This window comes from Actinomadura graeca (assembly GCF_019175365.1).
GTDB lineage: Bacteria > Actinomycetota > Actinomycetes > Streptosporangiales > Streptosporangiaceae > Spirillospora > Spirillospora graeca.
In genome coordinates, this window is the sequence record NZ_CP059572.1 from 8369385 (window position 1) to 8385811 (window position 16427).

A 16427-nucleotide genomic window follows, 5' to 3' on the forward strand; every position below is an offset into this window, starting at 1 on the left:
TGTTCGGCTTTCCTGGTTTGCGGTTCTAGGGCATAATGAGCGCACGCGCGGCGGGAGAAGCGTTGCTTTCGGTTGGCTAGGACCGGGGCGAGGCATCTCTCCTGATCTGCCGCGCGAGGGTCTGACACCGAGCGGAGAGAGCATGATCAAAATCAACGGCGCCATGGAGCTGGACGGGCGTCAACTGGCTGCCATGGCGGTGGCGGTCGCGGTCGCGGTGCTGTTGTACCGCGGCGACACCATCGAGCACGCCGAGGCGCTGCTCAACGCCGCAATGCTGGCCACAGGTCTGCTGATGGGCCGGGGCGCGCACGGGCCGGGCCCGGCTGGCCTGGCCTGACACCGGCGGACATGATGAGCGCCGAAGCGAATTCCAAGCGCATGGAGTTCACGCGTCGCCTCAGGGCCGAAATGGGCGACCGAACTCTGGATCAGCTGAGCAGAGCCACGGGCATGTCTCGATCGACTTTGCAGGGAGTCTTGAATGGGGCTGTTCTCCCGAGGCGCACCATGTTGGACAGCTTGATCCAGGGCCTCGGTTTTTCCTTGGATCAGAAAGGAGACCTCCGTCGTCTCTATCTGGAGGCAGAGCGTGAAGCCCGTGCCGAACGTGAGCGTAGTGGCCGTCCGAGCAAAGGCACGCAGGGCAAGGAGGACGGCAGCCATACGGGGCTGCCGGTCACCGTGGTCAACAACGGTGGTGGCGGTGACGTGCACATTCATCAGCCTCCGCCGACCGAGGCGCCGAGGCAGGCGGGAGCACCACCGCTGGTGGACGATGCCGCGGGGCACGGCGCCCGACCGGATCCGTTACGGGCCTGCACTCGTGAGGAGTTCGTGACCACACTGCGGGCCTTTTGGCTCTGGGCAGGCGCCTACTCCCCGCGCCAACTCAGTGCCTGGTCTCGCGGGGGGCCGCACGGCAAGGTCTCGCACACCACGCTGAACGCGCTGCTGGCCGAGGCGCCGCACAAAAGGCCACCGATGACGCTGAAGTACGTGCAGACCATCATCCACTGCTGCGGTGGCGGCGAAGCCGACCTCCAGCACTGGACCACCGCCTGGCGGCGCATCTATGCCGGCATCCCGTACGTCGGCATCCCAGACGGCCAACCGAAGGGACAGCCGGAGAAGTTGGCAGAGGGACAGACTGGTGGACGGGTGGTCCGCCTGCCCACCAGAACCTCAGGTCGTAGCCCGGGGAAGCTGCCGCCTCAGCCTCCTATGGGCCCACCATCACCGTCCCCGTAGGGCTGCAGATCACCTTCGACACGCCGACCGAATACGACCCATACGAATACGGCAGGACACCGGTCGACCACGTCGTATTGCATCCGGCGCGAACATGACACGGTCGGCAACTCGTCCCCCAAGCCCCCGCGCCCGTCGTCGCTCAAGCCCTCGGCTACCACCACGGAACCGTGCCCAAGCACCGCACCGCCGCCGGCGGAACCTGGGACCGCTATCCCACGACACGCACGCCGAAATCGAGGAAACGCCCATGAATTGGTCCGTCGTCGGCCCCGCCGTCTTCTCACTCATCGGTGTCACACTCGGAACCAGCGGAACACTCATCGGTCAGTACCTCACGACACGCACGACCAAGGCGCAGGCCCTCGCCGAGCGCCGGACCGCCCTCCGCGCCGAGCGAAAGACTGCGATCCTTGAGTTCATGGAGACCGCCAAGCAGGTCGAGCGGTTCATCGAACAACGTGTCCACTCGGGCGAGCGGCCGGAGGGCTCCGTCGAGCTCACCAACCGCATGTGGTTCCTCCAGCAGTGCGTGGACCTCGTGTCGACCGCCCCTGTGCGTAACACCGTCACCGACTACGCCGAGGGCCTTCACAGCCTCCTCTACCAAGAGCTCCCTACCGAGCGCCACGTCTGGGCGCTGATGAGTGAGAAGCGGCAACCGTTCGTCGATTCAGCCCGCGTAGAACTCGGCACCGCCACCAAGGAACTCGGGACTCCCGAACGCCCGTAGGCGGAGGCCCTTCATCGGCCGATACGCCGAACCGATACGACACAGGCGAATACGACAGGGCGCCGGTCTCGGCAACCGGTGCCTGGCACGCTGCCCGTGCCCGACGTCCGGCCGCGACGTCCGGCCGGGACGTCCCGGGGAAGCGCTGAGACGTCCTCTAGCGGACCGGGACGTCCTAGCGGCACGCCCCCGCTAGACCTAGGCCGTGTGTCGAAGTAGGTGGAGCCATTCGTTGATGGCAGTGATCTCAAGGACGGCCTGGTAGCGGACGCAGAGTTTGTCGTATCTGGTGGCCATGGCCCGGTGCCGCTTGAGACGGTTGATGCCGCACTCGACGGCGTGGCGGCCGTGGTAGTCGACCGGGTCGAAGGACGGCGGGCGGCCGCCGCGGCTGCCCCGCCGCTTCCGGTGACCGGACTGGTCGGCCGGCTCCGGAATGGTGCAGGCGATACCACGGCCGCGCAGGTGAGCGCGGATCGCCCGCGACGAGCAGGCCTTATCGGCCCGAACCCGATCCGGGCGGGTGCGGGGACGGCCCCGTCCTGGCCGGGCGACCCTGATCTGGGCCATCACCGCCTCGAACTGCGGGGCGGCCCCGCGCTGCCCGGCCGTCACCACCATCGATAAAGGCCGCTGCCCCTGCTCACAGGCCAGATGCACCTTGGTCGAGAGCCCGCCGCGGGAGCGGCCCAGGGCGTGATCAGCGGGCTCGGTGCCCGCATCTGCGGGTGGCTCGCGCTGCAGATCGCCGCGGCGGCGGGCACCGGCGGCGTGCTGGTGAGCCCGCACGATCGTGGAATCCACGTTCACCTCCCAGCCGGTCAACCCGGCCGTATCCGCCCGCGTCTGCAGCCCGGCCAGGACGCCTGCCCAGATGCCGGCGCGCTGCCAGCGGCGAAACAGCGCGTAGACCGCGTGCCAGGAGCCGTAGTGCTCCGGCACGTCCCGCCGGGGCGCACCGGTCCGCACCCGCCAGCGGATCCCATCGATGAGCTGGCGTTTGGTCCACTTCGACGGCCTACCTGGCCCCTTGGGCGGTGGGAGCACCGGCTCCAGGAGCGCCCACTGCTCATCGGTCAGGTCGAACCGCCTCGTCACCGCCAGGGTGGCCACGAGGTCTCCGGAACTCAGGGTCTTCTTGGTCGATGACTCCTGTACCGGAGACCTCACTACTTTCGGCGCCGGACACGCCGCTCACTCCACTTTGAGACAGGCCCTAGCGGACCGGCACGCCGACCGGCGAGCTGCGGCTGATGACGGTCGGCGGATGGGTGCCGTGGCTGGCCGACACTCTCGACCCCGACCACGGCCAGCAAGCCTTCCACACCTACGTCTGCCAGGACTCGGTGCTGCTGCCTCGGCGTGCGGCCGGACGCAACATCGTCGCGCGGTGGCTGCCCTGGATACCACCGGGCACCCGGAAGCGATCGGCACGCAAGATCTGCCCGAGTTGCGCAGCCGACCCCGACCGCGGCACCCCCCTCACCGCCACGCTGCTCCTCACCACCAGCTGCCCCGAACACGGGTGCCGACTGGAACCCGAAGTGGACGTCCGCGTCGGTATCGCCATTGCAGAACCGGTACCGGCCCGGCACGCGCCGACGCCTCTGGTCACCTTGGACCGCCTCGCCCACCAGGGCCTGACCAGCGGCGGGGTCACACTGCCAGGGCGAGCGATCCACGTCGGATTATGGTTCCGGCTGCTGCGCACCCTGGTGGATGAGGTCACTGTCGCCCCCTCACAGGTTGGCGCCCGATCCGCCGCCACCCTGCACCAGATCTGGGACACTGCGGCTGTCTCGGCGCGGGCCGGTCTGCGGCTCTGGCGGCCCTACGAACGCCTCGACCCCACGTACCAGGAGGCGATCCTGCGAGCCGCGGGCACCGCGCTGCACCTCGCCGAGACCGGCGCGATCACCGCCCGCGGCACCCTCGGTGCGCTCCTGGACCCTCCCCGGCACCAGCCCGTCCACGATGGCGACCCGCCCGGCACGCCCGCCGACCCGTGGAGGAACCTGCAGGGCGAGGCCGAGGAGGTGCTGGAACGCGCACGCACCGACCCGGCCACCGCCCGCCAGATACTCACCCTGTTCACCCGCCGCTGCCGCACCCTGGCGCGCTTTGACCGGGAACGCCATTTGCTGATCGCCTCGGGCGTCCCCGCGGCATTCCTTCCAGACGCCCGCGAGTTCGGCCGCTCCGATCTCCTCCAGCCCTGACTTCCAGGGCTGCTACGGCCGTCGCGGTTCCGTGGCATGACGAAGTCTCCACCGTTCGGAAGCTTCGTCTACCTCGGGGGTTACGCGTTGAGAACGTCTCGGAAGCCCTTGAGTAAGCCTTCCGACTCGTGACGCGACCGCGCCGTCACCGAACCGCAGCAACAAAAGCGACCTTCTGCATCAACCGCTGAGCCCGAAAGCCAGACACTCAAGCCACGAGGCCCCTGCACCCATCGCTCGCATGTACGCGATAATGCGCTACTAGCGTGACATCGCCGTGGTGAGCCGTGAGCGTAGCCATGGTCGGCTGGCGTGATGTGGTGTTCCACTCCGGGCCTTGCCTCAGTTTCGCTGCGCGTCACCGCGAGGCCAGTCTCGTGGCGGTTGGCCGCTGTTGTCAGGTCTCCTCATCAACGCTGGTGTCCCCGGCGTTCTTCTTCGCTACGCCTTCGCCCATACCGGCTTCACTGCGGGCGGCGGCCCTTCCACGCCGCTGCTGCCTGACCGCAGTCGGTCCATGACGTTCGCGTGTCTTGCGCTGGTACGCGGGGAGATCGCAGGTTTGCTGGAGGACGCCGAATGTGGGGAGCCAAGGCTAGGGGATGTGCAGGAGGCCAGGGGCATGGGGCTGTTTGTGGGGCGCAGCGAGGAGCAGGACCGGTTCCGGCTGGTGCTGGCCGAGGCGGCTGCCAGGGGCCGTGGTGGCCCGGATGAGGCGTACGTGGTGCTGGTGCAGGGTTATGGAGGGATCGGGAAGTCGACGCTGCTGCGCCGCTTCATCGACATCGCCGCCGGTGGCCTGCCGGAGGTCTCGGCTGGGCGGTTCACGGTGTTCTTGGTGGACTGGGAGCGGGATCGTGAACTGCACGCTGAGGAGTATGTGGAGTTCGCCGGGCCGCCGATCTGGCGGATCCTGGAACGGATCCGCACCCAGATCGAGAACTCCGCCGCGTCCTGGGGGCCGCTGGAGCGACGCCGCCTGAAGGGGTTCGCCGCCTTCCAGCGGCAGGTGACCAAGCTGCCGGAGCTGGAGGCCGATGCCACCCGGCTCGGTCTGGGCAAACAGGCCGCTCACCGGCCGCTGACGCCCGTGCAATTAGCCGCGATCGTCAGATCCGGCGGAGAGATCGCCAAGGTCTCCGGTGCGCCGGCCGCGATCGTCGGCGCCGCCAACACCGTCGCGGGCGCGGGCGCGCAGATCGCCACGACCTTCCAGCAGAACCGGGCCGTCCAGATCGACCCTGCCGCCTACCGTGCCCTGGTCGACCAGATCGATGCGCTGGTGACCGCGTTCACCGACGGCCTGAGGGCATTGGCGCGCAGGCGGCCGGTGGTGGTGGTCCTGGACACCTGCGAGCTGCTGGGTGCCTCCGGGCCGTGGCTGCGGGAGGTGATGCGCCGCTCGGGCCGTCGGGTGGTGTGGGTGATCGGCACCCGGCTGGAGCCCGACTTCGTGGCAGCCGGCGACAGCGAAGCCGTCCGGTACAAACGTGAGATCGACCAGCAACGGCTCCGGACCATGACCCTGCACCGCTTCGATGACCGCACCGCGGCCGACTACCTGCAGCGGCGCCTGGGCTCGCTGCCGCCCGGCCTGGACCTGGAGCGGGTGATCGCCCTGACCCAGGGGGTGCCGCTGGCGCTGCACTTGATGTACAGGATGCTCGCCGACCAGATCCGCGTCGGCCGTCCCTTCGACGGCCTCTACGACGAGGTCTCCGCAGAGGGCACGGTCTCGGCGGTGGTGGCCCGGATGGCCGACCGCTACCTGCACCACGCCACCTACGATCCCGGCTCCGACCTGCACCAGGACCTGACCGCCCTCTACGGCCTGGCTCTGGTCAACGTCGAGCAGACCCCTGCCCGGCCCCGCGCATTCCCGCCCCGCTCCCTCGGCGACCGGTGGGAACCAGTCCGCCAGGACACCGACACTGCGGTCACGATCGATCGTGACCCTGACCTGCTCGCCGCCCTGTGGGGCATCGAGGTCCACGATGTCGCCGCCCGGCTCGATGAACTCGGCCGTCACCACGACTTCGTGCACAGCGGCACCGGCACCCTGCACCGTGACGTCCGCGACGCCATCCGCACCTTCCTGCTGAGCCCCAAACACCGCGCCACCGTCACCGACATCAACACCCGCGCCGCCGATCACCTCATCCAGCAACTCAGCGCCCACCAGCACACCGGCATCGACGACCAGCTCACCGACGCCACCTGGCGCACCACCACCGCTGCCCTGCTCTGGCATACCTGCTGGATCAACCCCGCCGACGGTATCCCCCTGCTCCGCCACCTCTACCTCCCCGCCCGAGTCCTCCAGCCCTCCTACGCCCAACTCCTCCTGGACATCACCGCCACCTTCGCCCCCTACCTCACCGCCACCGACCAGAAGCTCCTCACCCACCTCACCGACCTAGACTCCCGGTCCCCTCAACGCCAGGCAGCCCGAGCAGCCATCGACGCCCTCACCACCGCCCCCACCCCCCAACCACCGCTCCTGCACGGCGACACCCAGCCATACCTGGACCTCCTCCGAGCCGAAACCGCCCCCGCGCTCGATCTGGACCTCGCCGACCAGGTCATCCACCTGCGCCGCGCTGCCCGCGCCTTCCCATCCGGCAGCGGTCCCACAGCCACCAAGCTCGGCGACATCGCCCAGTCCTGCACCCTGACCACCCCCAACACCCAGCCCACACGCCTGCAAAAGGCCCTCATCGACGCAAAGAAGCTCGCCACCCGCTACCATCCCGCCGATGCAACGGCCCACATGAACCTCGGCAGTGCACTATGGGAGCTGGGGCGGTTCGCCGAGGCCGAGACCGCCGAGCGCAAGGCCATCGAACTGGACCCCGATAACGCCATCGCCCACAACAACTTCGGGATCACGCTGGTGGACCTGGGGCGGTTCGCCGAGGCCGAGATCGTTTACCGCAAGGCCATCGAACTGGACCCCGATAACGCCGTCGTCCACACCAACGTCGGGAACATGCTGGTGGAGCTGGGGCGGTTCGCCGAGGCCGAGATCGTTTACCGCAAGGCCATCGAACTGGACCCCGATAACGCCGTCGTCCACAACGGCCTCGGCAACGTGCTGGTGGACCTGGGGCGGTTCGCCGAGGCCGAGATCGTTTACCGCAAGGCCATCGAATTGGACCCCGATAACGCCGTCGTCCACACCAACGTCGGGAACGTGCTGGTGGAGCTGGGGCGGTTCGCCGAGGCCGAGATCGTTTACCGCAAGGCCATCGAATTGGACCCCGATAACGCCGTCGTCCACACCAACGTCGGGAACGTGCTGGTGGAGCTGGGGCGGTTCGCCGAGGCCGAGATCGTTTACCGCAAGGCCATCGAACTGGACCCCGATAACGTCAACGCCCACAACGGCCTCGGCAACGTGCTGTTGGAGCTGGGGCGGTTCGCCGAGGCCGAGATCGTTTACCGCAAGGCCATCGAATTGGACCCCGATAACGCCGTCGTCCACACCAACGTCGGGAACGTGCTGGTGGAGCTGGGGCGGTTCGCCGAGGCCGAGATCGTTTACCGCAAGGCCATCGAACTGGACCCCGATAACGTCAACGCCCACAACGGCCTCGGGAACGTGCTGGTGGAGCTGGGGCGGTTCGCCGAGGCCGAGATCGTTTACCGCAAGGCCATCGAATTGGACCCCGATAACGCCGTCGTCCACACCAACGTCGGGAACGTGCTGGTGGAGCTGGGGCGGTTCGCCGAGGCCGAGATCGTTTACCGCAAGGCCATCGAACTGGACCCCGATAACGTCAACGCCCACAACGGCCTCGGGAACGTGCTGGTGGAGCTGGGGCGGTTCGCCGAGGCCGAGACCGCCTTCCGCAAGGCCATCGAACTGGACCCCGATAACGTCAACGCCCACAACGGCCTCGGGAACGTGCTGTTGGAGCTGGGGCGGTTCGCCGAGGCCGAGACCGCCTTCCGCAAGGCCATCGAACTGGACCCTGATAACGCCATCGTCCACAACAGCCTCGGGATCACGCTGGTGGAGCTGGAGCGGTTCGCCGAGACCGAGACCGCCTTCCGCAAGGCCATTGAACTGGACCGCGACTACACCAGTGCCTACGGCTGGTTAGGCAGGTTCTTGTTGTTCACCGGCGAGTTGGAACGGGCGAGGCTGGGTTTGAAACAGGCCGACGGTCGGCCGCGCACCGAGCTGTTGCGGTGGATTGTCGCCCGGGTCAACTCTCAAGACGGTGCCTCGATGCATACACCGGATTCGGTGCTGGCCGCCTTTGCCGACCCCTGGCCTCCCCGGATAGTCCGTCCGTCGATGTTCGCGGTGGCCGAGATCCGTGCACTAGCAGTGGCCGGCAACGGGAACGGGCCGCAGGCCGTAGAGATCCTCCGCTCCGCAATGGACGGCCGGCGCCCGCGCGATCGGTTCGTGCGGCCGTTATATGACCTGCTGACCCGTCCCGAGCCGGTTGCCGGGCTGGAGGGGTTGCTGGAGGTGTGGCGGGAGATCATCGCTGCGGATCCGTCGGCGGCGGGCCCGTGGGGCGGCCCCGACCCCGCCTGAATCCACGTACGTGATAATTAGCCATTATCACGTACATCGACGTTGCCTCGGCCGAGAGGAGGAACGACGACAACAAAAAGTGTCACCGGACCTCCGGATGATGTCGGGGTGGAGAGCGCTGACGGCGCTTCCTGCGGCCAGCTATGGCGGCCTGCCAGCATAGGAGGGTGGCCGACAAAGTGGACATGGCGAAGTTGCGGCGGCATCTTGAAGAGCCCGCAGCGATGTTCGTGACAGGTGCAACGCACCAGAACCTTGATGCGGCCTGTCAGAGCATCGGGCTGCCGCTCGTGCCAGCGGAAGGTCTGCCCGTCGAGGATGTGGCGGGTCTGCCCGGTAGCAAGATCCCAGACCCGCACCGTGTGGTCGGAAGCCCCAGAGGCAAGCAGCGTCTCCGCGCCGAGTTCGAAGGCACAGACCCGGTAGACGCTGGACCTGTGCCCGGACAAGAGCATGACCTGCTCGCCGCTATCCGGGTTCCACAGCCGCACGGTCTGATCATTGCTGGCGGAGGCGAGCAGTGTTGTGCCGCCCAACTTCACCTCGCAGACTCCCCTGACCACGTCGGAATGCCCGGCAATCACGCCCAACTGCTGTCCGCTGGACGGTTCCCAGATCCGTACCGTCTGATCTCTGCCGACCGAAGCGAGCCGAACCGTGCCGCCAGTTAGCGGCGTGACGTTGAAAACAGAGTCCGTGTGACCCCGCAAGACCTGCTGCTGCTTGCCGGTCATTGCGTCCCAGACCCGGACCGTACCGTCGCGCCCCGCCGTCACAAGCATCGAGGAGTCCGTCCCGAGCGTGCATAGCGCGAAGACTTCCCCCACATGGCCTTGCCGCAGCCAACGGACGCGTCCCACAGTGTCTGACTGCATAGGCATGGTCCTTTCGGGAGACCGGACATGACCGTCGCGTCAGGCCGCGAATTCGACCTGTCGATCGTGGCTGTTGAATCCTGGGAACTACCGCGCGGGAGAAGCCGTGGTTGATGACGTGGGTGCCTAATCGATGGGATGGTTCCTTGCCTAGCTCGGCGATACGGGCTGCTAGGGGCAGATTAGACCTGGTGCGGGTCTAGTGGTGCTGCGTTCCGCCCTGATGGTGGGAGTAGCCCTCGCTTGGCGCGACCCGGATCACCTTCTGCGCAGTCCTAAGCGCATGTATGAGGGACACAGCCTCGTAGGCGCCCGGAAATCTCCGGCCATGAGTATCCGATCAAGCAGGAGCCCTGCCTGCCGGATCACCACCCCCCTGTCGGCCTGGCGGCCGGTCGTCCACGGCTGCAGTCGCCGTTTGCTACCTGTACCCCCTGCGCGCTGGAACCGGTCGTCCCGCCGCGCCGAACTGCTCGCGAACCGGCTAGCAGCGCGCCTACGGGGCCCGGGCCACGGTATAGGGCCGAGCTCACGCCGTCGGCAGGTCGGTGAGGTCCAGCCGACGGTCGGTGCGGAGCTGGATCTCGCCGTACGGGGTCATATTGGTGTGGAACAGCGGGGTGAGCCCACGCCGGTCGGCGTCGGCGGGCCTTGATCCGAATGAGATCGGCCTCGTCCTCCACATTTTCGATGACCAGGGCGGACAAGCCCGAGAACACCATACCCATCAGATCGTCGATCTCCAGCACACCCCAGACTGGCAGGTGATCACTCAACGCCACCACCGATTACGGGATAGAGCCGGAAACCGTACAGTCCCTCCAAGAATCGTTGCAGAGCTTCGCGGCTGTTGGGGTATCGATCGCTGAACTGGTCGGGGTCTTGGGCTGCCAGTTCCCGCGGGACAGTGACCGCTCCCCGCTGCACTCCAGCTCTTCGCTGTGCTGGCCGAGCTGATCTCACGTGATCCCGAGGTTGGCCAGGGCGCGGGCGAGGTCGGGTTGGTGGGCGGGGTTGTCGGCGGCCTCCCGCCTGGACAGCCGCTGTCGATTTCCGAAGTCGACTACACGGATGTCCGGGGGTCTGGTGGTGCCGGTTTGTTCAGTCGGCGGAGGGCCTGCTGGCCGGGATGGCGGCGGTACCCGCCGATGGTCTGGTGGCTCCAGTCGTCGCCCGATGATGTCCGGAGCGGTCCGACGTCGGCGTGGCACAGGCCGGTGACTTCTGTGGCGGTGCAGAGCATGGAGTGGCCGAGCCGGCCGGTGATGACAGAGCCGGATGGCAGGAACGCCGACGTGTTGATCTGGTGTACGAGAAGGCGGCGGTGCCCGTCGGCCCTCTCGATCACGAGCAGCCTTCCTCGCCGATTCCCGATGCTGACTGCCCGGAGGGTGATGCGGGGAGCGGCCTCAGCGGGGGCCGGCGCCGGGGTCGATGATGGCGCCGCCACCGGTGAGCGGGTTCACGATCGTGGCGCACAGATGTGATTGGGCCGGTTCGGTGGTCAGGACGGGCAGGAGCTGGCTCAGGGTCGCGGCCGCGGTGTCCTCGGCTGATTCGCCTGGTCTGGTCAGCGCGCGAAGCAGCAGGGCGCTGGTGTGGTGGAGGCCGGTGTCGGCTGCGGGCAGGGCGGCCTGCAGTTCTCCGGTCTGCTGGCCGTGGAAGATGAGGTCGGTGAGCGGTCTGGACAGCAGTGCGAGCAGGTGCGCTTGGCCAGGTTCGGTGGTGGTGCCGGCCGGGTGGTGGCCCGGTTCGGGCAGGGCGGTGATGGCGCAGGCGGGCAGGGTGGAGTGGGTGCGGGCCAGGCGTGACAATTCCAGGAGGTGCCTGGCGATGGCGGTGATGGGTGGGTGCCCGGCCTCGATCGCCCGGTCGGTGGCCTGGGCCAGCTCGTCCAGCAGCGGGGTGAACGCAGCCAGGAGCAGCTTCGGCTTGGTGGGGAAATGGTTGTAGGCGGTGGTGCAGGTCACGTCGGCGGCCTCGGCGATGTCCTGCATCCGGGTGGCGTGCCAGCCGCGTTCGGTGAACAGGTCTAGGGCCGCCTTCAGCAGTGCCTGGCGTGTCCGTTGTTTCTTGGTCTCGCTGCTGCGCTGGCGGCTGGTGAGATTGGCCGCGGTCATCCTGGGGGTCCTTGGGGTGGGCTGGGCGGGCCGGTGCGTACGCTGGCCGGGTGTGGTTGGGTGCGCAGGCCGGTGAGGATGGGGTGGGTGCGGGGGCGGTCGTAGTCCCAGCCGGTGGTGCTCCAGCCGGGCGGGATCAGGGCGGCGGGTCCCTGGGTGGTGCTGTAGGCGATCCGGGCGGCGTCATCGGGGTGTATCTGGCCCAGGTCGTGGTGCAGTCCGCTGATCTGGTGGTGCTCGATGGCGTCGCGGACGGTGTCGCCGATGGTGTGGCCGGCCGATCCGCTCAGGGCGGCGGTGAGCCCGTAGGAGCCCGCCCAGCGCAGATGGGCCACCTGCAGCTCAGCGAACCAGGCCTGCTCGCTTTCCTGGGCGGCGTGCGGCTCGATCAGGTCGGCCAGCTCGAACACCGCGTCCTGCCAGCGCCGCAGCAGGGGCAGGTAGTCCTCGGTGCCGGTGCCGGTGGCGGCGGCCAGGTGCCCGGTGGCGCCGGTGAAGGACCGGTGATGGCGGACCCACACCACGGCCATGCCGCCGGCATCGGTCTCGGTGCACACGATCTCATCGGCGGGCGGGTCGGCGGGGGTGGCCGATGCGGCGGCGTAGGCCCACACGTTGCAGGAGGTGTCCATGGCCGAGGCCAGTAGCCGCCGGGCGGCCTGGTCGGTGAGGATCGTGCCCTGCGGCGGGGGCTTGAGGTGGGGGTGGGTGCGGCCGCGCTGGCGGCGCAGGCGGTCAAGGCCGCGCATGGTGTCCTCCTGGGGGTTGCCGGTGGGTGGCGGGCTCGGCCCGGGCGGGCCGGTGATCGCCAGGGTGGCCGCCGTGCTCGGCGCCGCACCCGGTGATCGTGTCGGCTGCGGTCTGCGGCCGGGCGTCTGGTGTCGACTGTTTGCTGGCCGCGGTCGCGTGCTGGCGGGGATCGGTGGTGTTCATCGGCCGCTGTTGCCGTTGCGGCTACGGCAGGCCGAGGTGTTCGGCCAGCAGCCTGCGGCCAGCGGTGTGCGGGAGGGCCGCCAGTTCTTGGGCGCGCACGATCTTCGCCAAGGCGTGCAGTTCGGGCTCGTAGTAGCGCCGTGTGGCGGGCGGGGAGTGCAGGGCGGTGATGAGGCCGTGCTGTGCCCAGTTCCGCAGGTGGGCTGTGCTCACGCCGGCCAGCAGCGCGGATTGGCGGGGATAGTGCCAGAAGCCGCCGCTGGTGCAGTGCAGCACCGCCACCCACCCCCAGGCCAGCACGCACCTGGTGGCCTGTGCCGGGATCGGCGCCCCGCAGATGGCGCACGGGGTGCCGTCCGGTTCGCCGGGGTGAGCCGGTGCAGGTTCTGTGCGGGTGCCGGCCGGTCCTGGGGTGGCGGTCATGGGGTGTGGAGCTTGCGGTGGATGTTGGTGGCTGTCTCGCGCAGCGCCTGCAGCAGGCCGCGGCCATATCCTGCGAGGTCGGCGGCGTAGAAGATCCAGTAGGACTGCCCGTCGCCTCCGGCGGCGTGCTCGGCGACCATGTCGCTGGCGGCGTCGAGCATGCGGTGGGCGGCGTTGACTCGGTGCACGGCACGCTCGTGGATGGTGCGGGCGCCTGGGACGCCGATCCTTCTGCCCGTCATGGTTTCGCCCGCGAGTCTGCCGAGCGCGGGGTCGGCGGGCGGCAGGAACGCCTGGATGTCGGGGAGCCCGTCGCCGGTCTGGGCGCTCAGGGCGCGGCATCCGGTCACGATCATCGCGGTGAACGCGCCGGCGATCACCGGCGCGATGGTGCCGGGGTGGAACTGGCTGAGCAGGCGGTGGAGCAGCTCGTCCGATTCCTTGGCGTCGCCGGCGATCATCGCCTCGTATCGGTCGAGGTAGAGCCGGTCCAGCAGCCGGGCGAGCAGTTCATCGGATGTCTGGTGGTCGCCGTCGGCGGCGGTGGCGATCACCGCCGTGGCGCGGGCGCGGATGGCGGTGATGTCTGTGCGGGTGAGCAGCAGCCAGGGTTTGATCACTGCCGGGACCGGTGGCGTCTGTGCGCGCGCCGGGGCCGCCTGCGGGCGGGGCGGGGGCTGCGGGGCGGGTGTGCGCGGCCGGGGGTGGACCGGGGAGCGGGGCCAGGCGATGCGGTCCCCGGTCACCGTCGCGATGTGCTGCATGCCGGAGGTGCGCGGCAGGCGGCGGCGCACGTTGATCGCGGTCATCAGCAGCGTGCGCAGCAGCGCCCGGTAATCGCCGGTGAAGGCCCGTGCCTCATCCGGTGCCGTGTGCGCGGTGACCAGGGCGATGACGGCATCGGTCATCGCCGCGTGCGGGCCTTGTCCGGCGGCGGGCAGGAAACGGCGTGAATCGGGGAGCCCGTCGCTGGTGTGTGCCCCCAGCCGGTGGCATCCGTCCACAATGATCATGGTGAAGGCGTTGGCGAGCACCGGCGCGATGGTTGCGAAGTCGTCCCTGCCTGTCATCGCAGCCAGCAGCCGGTGGGAGGTCCAGGGGGCCAGGACGCCGGTGTCGGCGGTGCCCTGGCACCAGGCCCGCAGGCCCTCGGTCATGTTGCCCGACAGCGGTGATGGCGGCGTGCAGTGGCCGTCGGCGGGCGTCAGCGGGGCCCGGCGGGGGAGCAGGCGCCCGGCGGGTTCGTAGACGGCCGGTCCGGTGGCCGCGGCGACCATCGTGCGGAAGGGCAGGGCGCCGGTGAGGGGGCCGGGGCTGATCTGGTGCGGGCCGGATGCTGCAGTGGTCATGATCGGGTGGTGTCCTCCGGATGCGGTGTCGCCGGTGAGCGTGGCCGGCGCGTGCGGGTGGCCGGGTGGTGTGCCCGGGTGGTCGGTGCCGCGGGGGCGGGCCTGGGTGTGGCCGGGGCCGGTGTGCGCTGGCAGGGTGCGGTGGCCGGTCTGCAGGTCCATCACCGTGCTGCGGGTCATGGTGTGTGCTGGGCTGTGGCGGGTGTCAGGTGCGGCGCGGCGGCTCGGGCGGGGATCTGGCCGATGCCGCACCACAGGCCGGTGGTGACCGGGCCGTGCTGGCAGGTCTCGGGCCGCCACAGTGAGGCCGGGACGATCCCGGGCGGCAGCAGCCGGGTGCCGTCCAGGAACCGGCTGGCCGCGGCCAGCGTGCGGGGCAGCGGCAGGTGCGGGTCGCGTCCGCTGCCCAGGGCCACGCGCAGCGCGGTGTCGTATCCGTCGTCGACCAGGTGGCACGAGGCCAGGGCGCTGCCGGGCGCCAGCGCGGCGCGCAGCGCGCCCGCCGCCGCGGCGGCGGTGTTGTCGTCGTGGATGCGGTCCAGGCTGTTGAGCATCAGCACCCCGATGGGGCGCTGCAGGTCCAGGGTGGCGGCGGCACCGGCCAGCAGCGCGGCGGGATCGTCCAGGCCCGCGGTGAGGTACCCGCACGCGGTGTTGCCCTCGCCTGCGACCAGCAGCGCCTGGGCGGTCCTGATGAGGAACACATCGGGATCGGTGTAGAGCACCCGGGTGTGGGGGTTGATGCGGTGGGCGATCTGGTGGACCTCGGCCTGCAATGGCAGGTCGGTGCCCACCACCAGCAGCTGGTCGATGCCGTGCCCGGCCACCAGGGCCTGGACTGCTCTGGCCCGGAACAGCAGCCGGTGCCGTGCCAGGCCGGTGAGCTGGGGGTAGATCTGCTGGGCCCGGTCGCAGATCTCCCGGTCGCCGGGGAAGGCGTCCTTGCCCGCGGCCAGCAGATTCCACAACCGTGCCATCAGGCTGGGGCCGGTGTCCCACCCCTCGTCGTGGTCTCCGGGCGCCGTGGCCGTGTCCGGGGGCGGGGCAGGGGCCGGGGCGGGTTCCCGGGGGTGCCCGGTCATCGCGTGCACTCCCGCCCGGGGCCGGGTGCCGGGGCGGCGGGTTTGCGGGCGATGCCGCCCACCACCAGCCCGTCGTGCGCTTGGGCGGGCCGGGGCCGGTCGGGACGCCAGTGCGCGACACCGACCAGGCCCGGGTCGGCCATCGGCCACCCGCCGAACAGCCCGGCGATCTCCTCCACGGTGCGGGGCGTGCCCATGCCCACGTGCTGCCGGTAGGCGGCCGCGACCTCGGCCATCTGGGCGCAGTCCACACCGTGGGAGATCACCACCTGGCTGCCCGGGGCGACGGCCTGGCGCAGCGGCGCCGCGACCGCCTCGGCGTCGTCGATCAGATGCAGGACGGCCACCAGCAGCACCGCCACCGGCCGGGACAGATCCACGCCGGCCTGGGCGGCCCCGTCCACGATCGCGGGGGTGTCGCGGGCGTCGGCGTCGATGTAGGCGGTGCGTCCCTGGGGGGTCGAGGTCAGCAGCGCGCGGGCATGCGCCAGCACCACCGGATCGTTGTCGACGTAGACGACGCGGGTGCCGGGCGTATGTCGCTGGGCGATCTGGTGGACGTTGTCGCGCGTGGGCAGGCCGGTGCCGATGTCGATGAACTGCCGGATCCCGGCGCTGGTTGCCAGATGCCGCACCGCGCGGCCCAGGAACGAGCGGTTGTCGTGCGCCAGCCGCCGCAGCAGCAGCTGCGCCGGTTTGGGCAGCGCGGCGACGAATTCGCGGTCGGGCCCGTAGTTGTCCTTGCCGCCCAGCAGATGGTCATAGACGCGTGCGGGGCTCGGCGTGCCGGTGCTGATCTGGGTGGACGCTGGCTGGAGGTGGTCCTGTGATGGTCGCGGGCGGGGTGCGGGCATGGCGGTGTCCAGGGATGAGGAGTGCACGGGGTGTAG

General features: G+C 69.5%; 15 protein-coding genes and 1 pseudogene. 5 read left to right on the plus strand and 11 right to left on the minus strand.

Annotation, left to right across the window (positions count from 1 at the left end; all coding sequences use genetic code 11):
* The first annotated feature begins 142 nt into the window (after positions 1–142).
* The 3 genes from AGRA3207_RS37130 (at position 143) to AGRA3207_RS37140 (ending at position 1984) form a co-directional block, all read left to right on the plus strand.
* Positions 143–340: a hypothetical protein gene (locus tag AGRA3207_RS37130; protein ID WP_231332039.1), complete on the plus strand. Its 198-nt coding sequence runs from the start codon at positions 143–145 to the stop codon at positions 338–340.
* A gap of 170 nt (positions 341–510) precedes the next feature.
* On the plus strand, positions 511–1251 hold the full coding sequence (locus AGRA3207_RS37135) for a hypothetical protein (RefSeq protein WP_231332041.1): 741 nt from the start codon (positions 511–513) through the stop codon (positions 1249–1251).
* 250 nt (positions 1252–1501) lie between these two features.
* The gene (locus AGRA3207_RS37140; RefSeq protein ID WP_231332043.1) at positions 1502–1984 is read left to right on the plus strand and encodes a hypothetical protein; all 483 of its coding nucleotides are present in this window, start codon (positions 1502–1504) and stop codon (positions 1982–1984) included.
* A 198-nt stretch (positions 1985–2182) separates the two neighbouring features.
* Here the strand turns inward: AGRA3207_RS37140 and AGRA3207_RS37145 are convergent, their stop codons facing one another.
* Entirely contained in the window at positions 2183–3097 is a 915-nt protein-coding gene (locus tag AGRA3207_RS37145; RefSeq protein WP_420830840.1) for an IS5 family transposase, read from the minus strand.
* A gap of 140 nt (positions 3098–3237) precedes the next feature.
* Here AGRA3207_RS37145 and AGRA3207_RS37150 point away from each other — a divergent pair, with 140 nt between their 5' ends.
* Entirely contained in the window at positions 3238–4203 is a 966-nt protein-coding gene (locus AGRA3207_RS37150) for a hypothetical protein (RefSeq protein WP_231332045.1), read from the plus strand.
* Positions 4204–4825: 622 nt separating this feature from the next.
* Positions 4826–8755 (plus strand): tetratricopeptide repeat protein, encoded by a 3930-nt coding sequence (locus AGRA3207_RS37155; RefSeq protein ID WP_231332046.1) that lies wholly within the window; start codon positions 4826–4828, stop codon positions 8753–8755.
* 17 nt (positions 8756–8772) lie between these two features.
* Here the strand turns inward: AGRA3207_RS37155 and AGRA3207_RS37160 are convergent, their stop codons facing one another.
* The 10 genes and pseudogenes from AGRA3207_RS37160 to AGRA3207_RS37200 form a co-directional block, all read right to left on the minus strand.
* A complete protein-coding gene (locus tag AGRA3207_RS37160; RefSeq protein ID WP_231332047.1) occupies positions 8773–9489 on the minus strand; it encodes a WD40 repeat domain-containing protein in 717 nt (238 codons plus the stop codon).
* 48 nt (positions 9490–9537) lie between these two features.
* Positions 9538–9636: pseudogene (locus AGRA3207_RS40430) on the minus strand (hypothetical protein); the annotation flags it as partial.
* Between the two features lie 523 nt (positions 9637–10159).
* Positions 10160–10315: a hypothetical protein gene (locus AGRA3207_RS37165; RefSeq protein WP_231332048.1), complete on the minus strand. Its 156-nt coding sequence runs from the start codon at positions 10313–10315 to the stop codon at positions 10160–10162.
* Positions 10316–10693: 378 nt separating this feature from the next.
* Positions 10694–10978: a hypothetical protein gene (locus AGRA3207_RS37170; protein ID WP_231332049.1), complete on the minus strand. Its 285-nt coding sequence runs from the start codon at positions 10976–10978 to the stop codon at positions 10694–10696.
* Positions 10979–11039: 61 nt separating this feature from the next.
* Positions 11040–11750 carry a TetR/AcrR family transcriptional regulator gene (locus AGRA3207_RS37175; RefSeq protein ID WP_231332050.1) on the minus strand — a complete coding sequence of 237 codons (711 nt, stop codon included), beginning with the start codon at positions 11748–11750 and terminating at the stop codon, positions 11040–11042.
* On the minus strand, positions 11747–12499 hold the full coding sequence (locus tag AGRA3207_RS37180; RefSeq protein WP_231332051.1) for a hypothetical protein: 753 nt from the start codon (positions 12497–12499) through the stop codon (positions 11747–11749). The genes AGRA3207_RS37175 and AGRA3207_RS37180 overlap by 4 nt, the downstream gene beginning before the upstream one ends.
* Positions 12500–12704: 205 nt before the next feature.
* Positions 12705–13106, minus strand: a complete 402-nt coding sequence (locus AGRA3207_RS37185) for a MerR family transcriptional regulator (protein ID WP_231332052.1) — start codon at positions 13104–13106, stop codon at positions 12705–12707.
* Complete coding sequence (locus AGRA3207_RS37190; RefSeq protein ID WP_231332053.1) at positions 13103–14635, minus strand: hypothetical protein; 1533 nt, start codon at positions 14633–14635, stop codon at positions 13103–13105. The genes AGRA3207_RS37185 and AGRA3207_RS37190 overlap by 4 nt, the downstream gene beginning before the upstream one ends.
* Positions 14632–15537, minus strand: coding sequence for an SAM-dependent methyltransferase (locus AGRA3207_RS37195; RefSeq protein ID WP_231332054.1), 906 nt, complete (start codon positions 15535–15537; stop codon positions 14632–14634). The genes AGRA3207_RS37190 and AGRA3207_RS37195 overlap by 4 nt, the downstream gene beginning before the upstream one ends.
* Complete coding sequence (locus tag AGRA3207_RS37200) at positions 15534–16418, minus strand: SAM-dependent methyltransferase (protein WP_231332055.1); 885 nt, start codon at positions 16416–16418, stop codon at positions 15534–15536. The genes AGRA3207_RS37195 and AGRA3207_RS37200 overlap by 4 nt, the downstream gene beginning before the upstream one ends.
* Positions 16419–16427 lie beyond the last annotated feature (9 nt).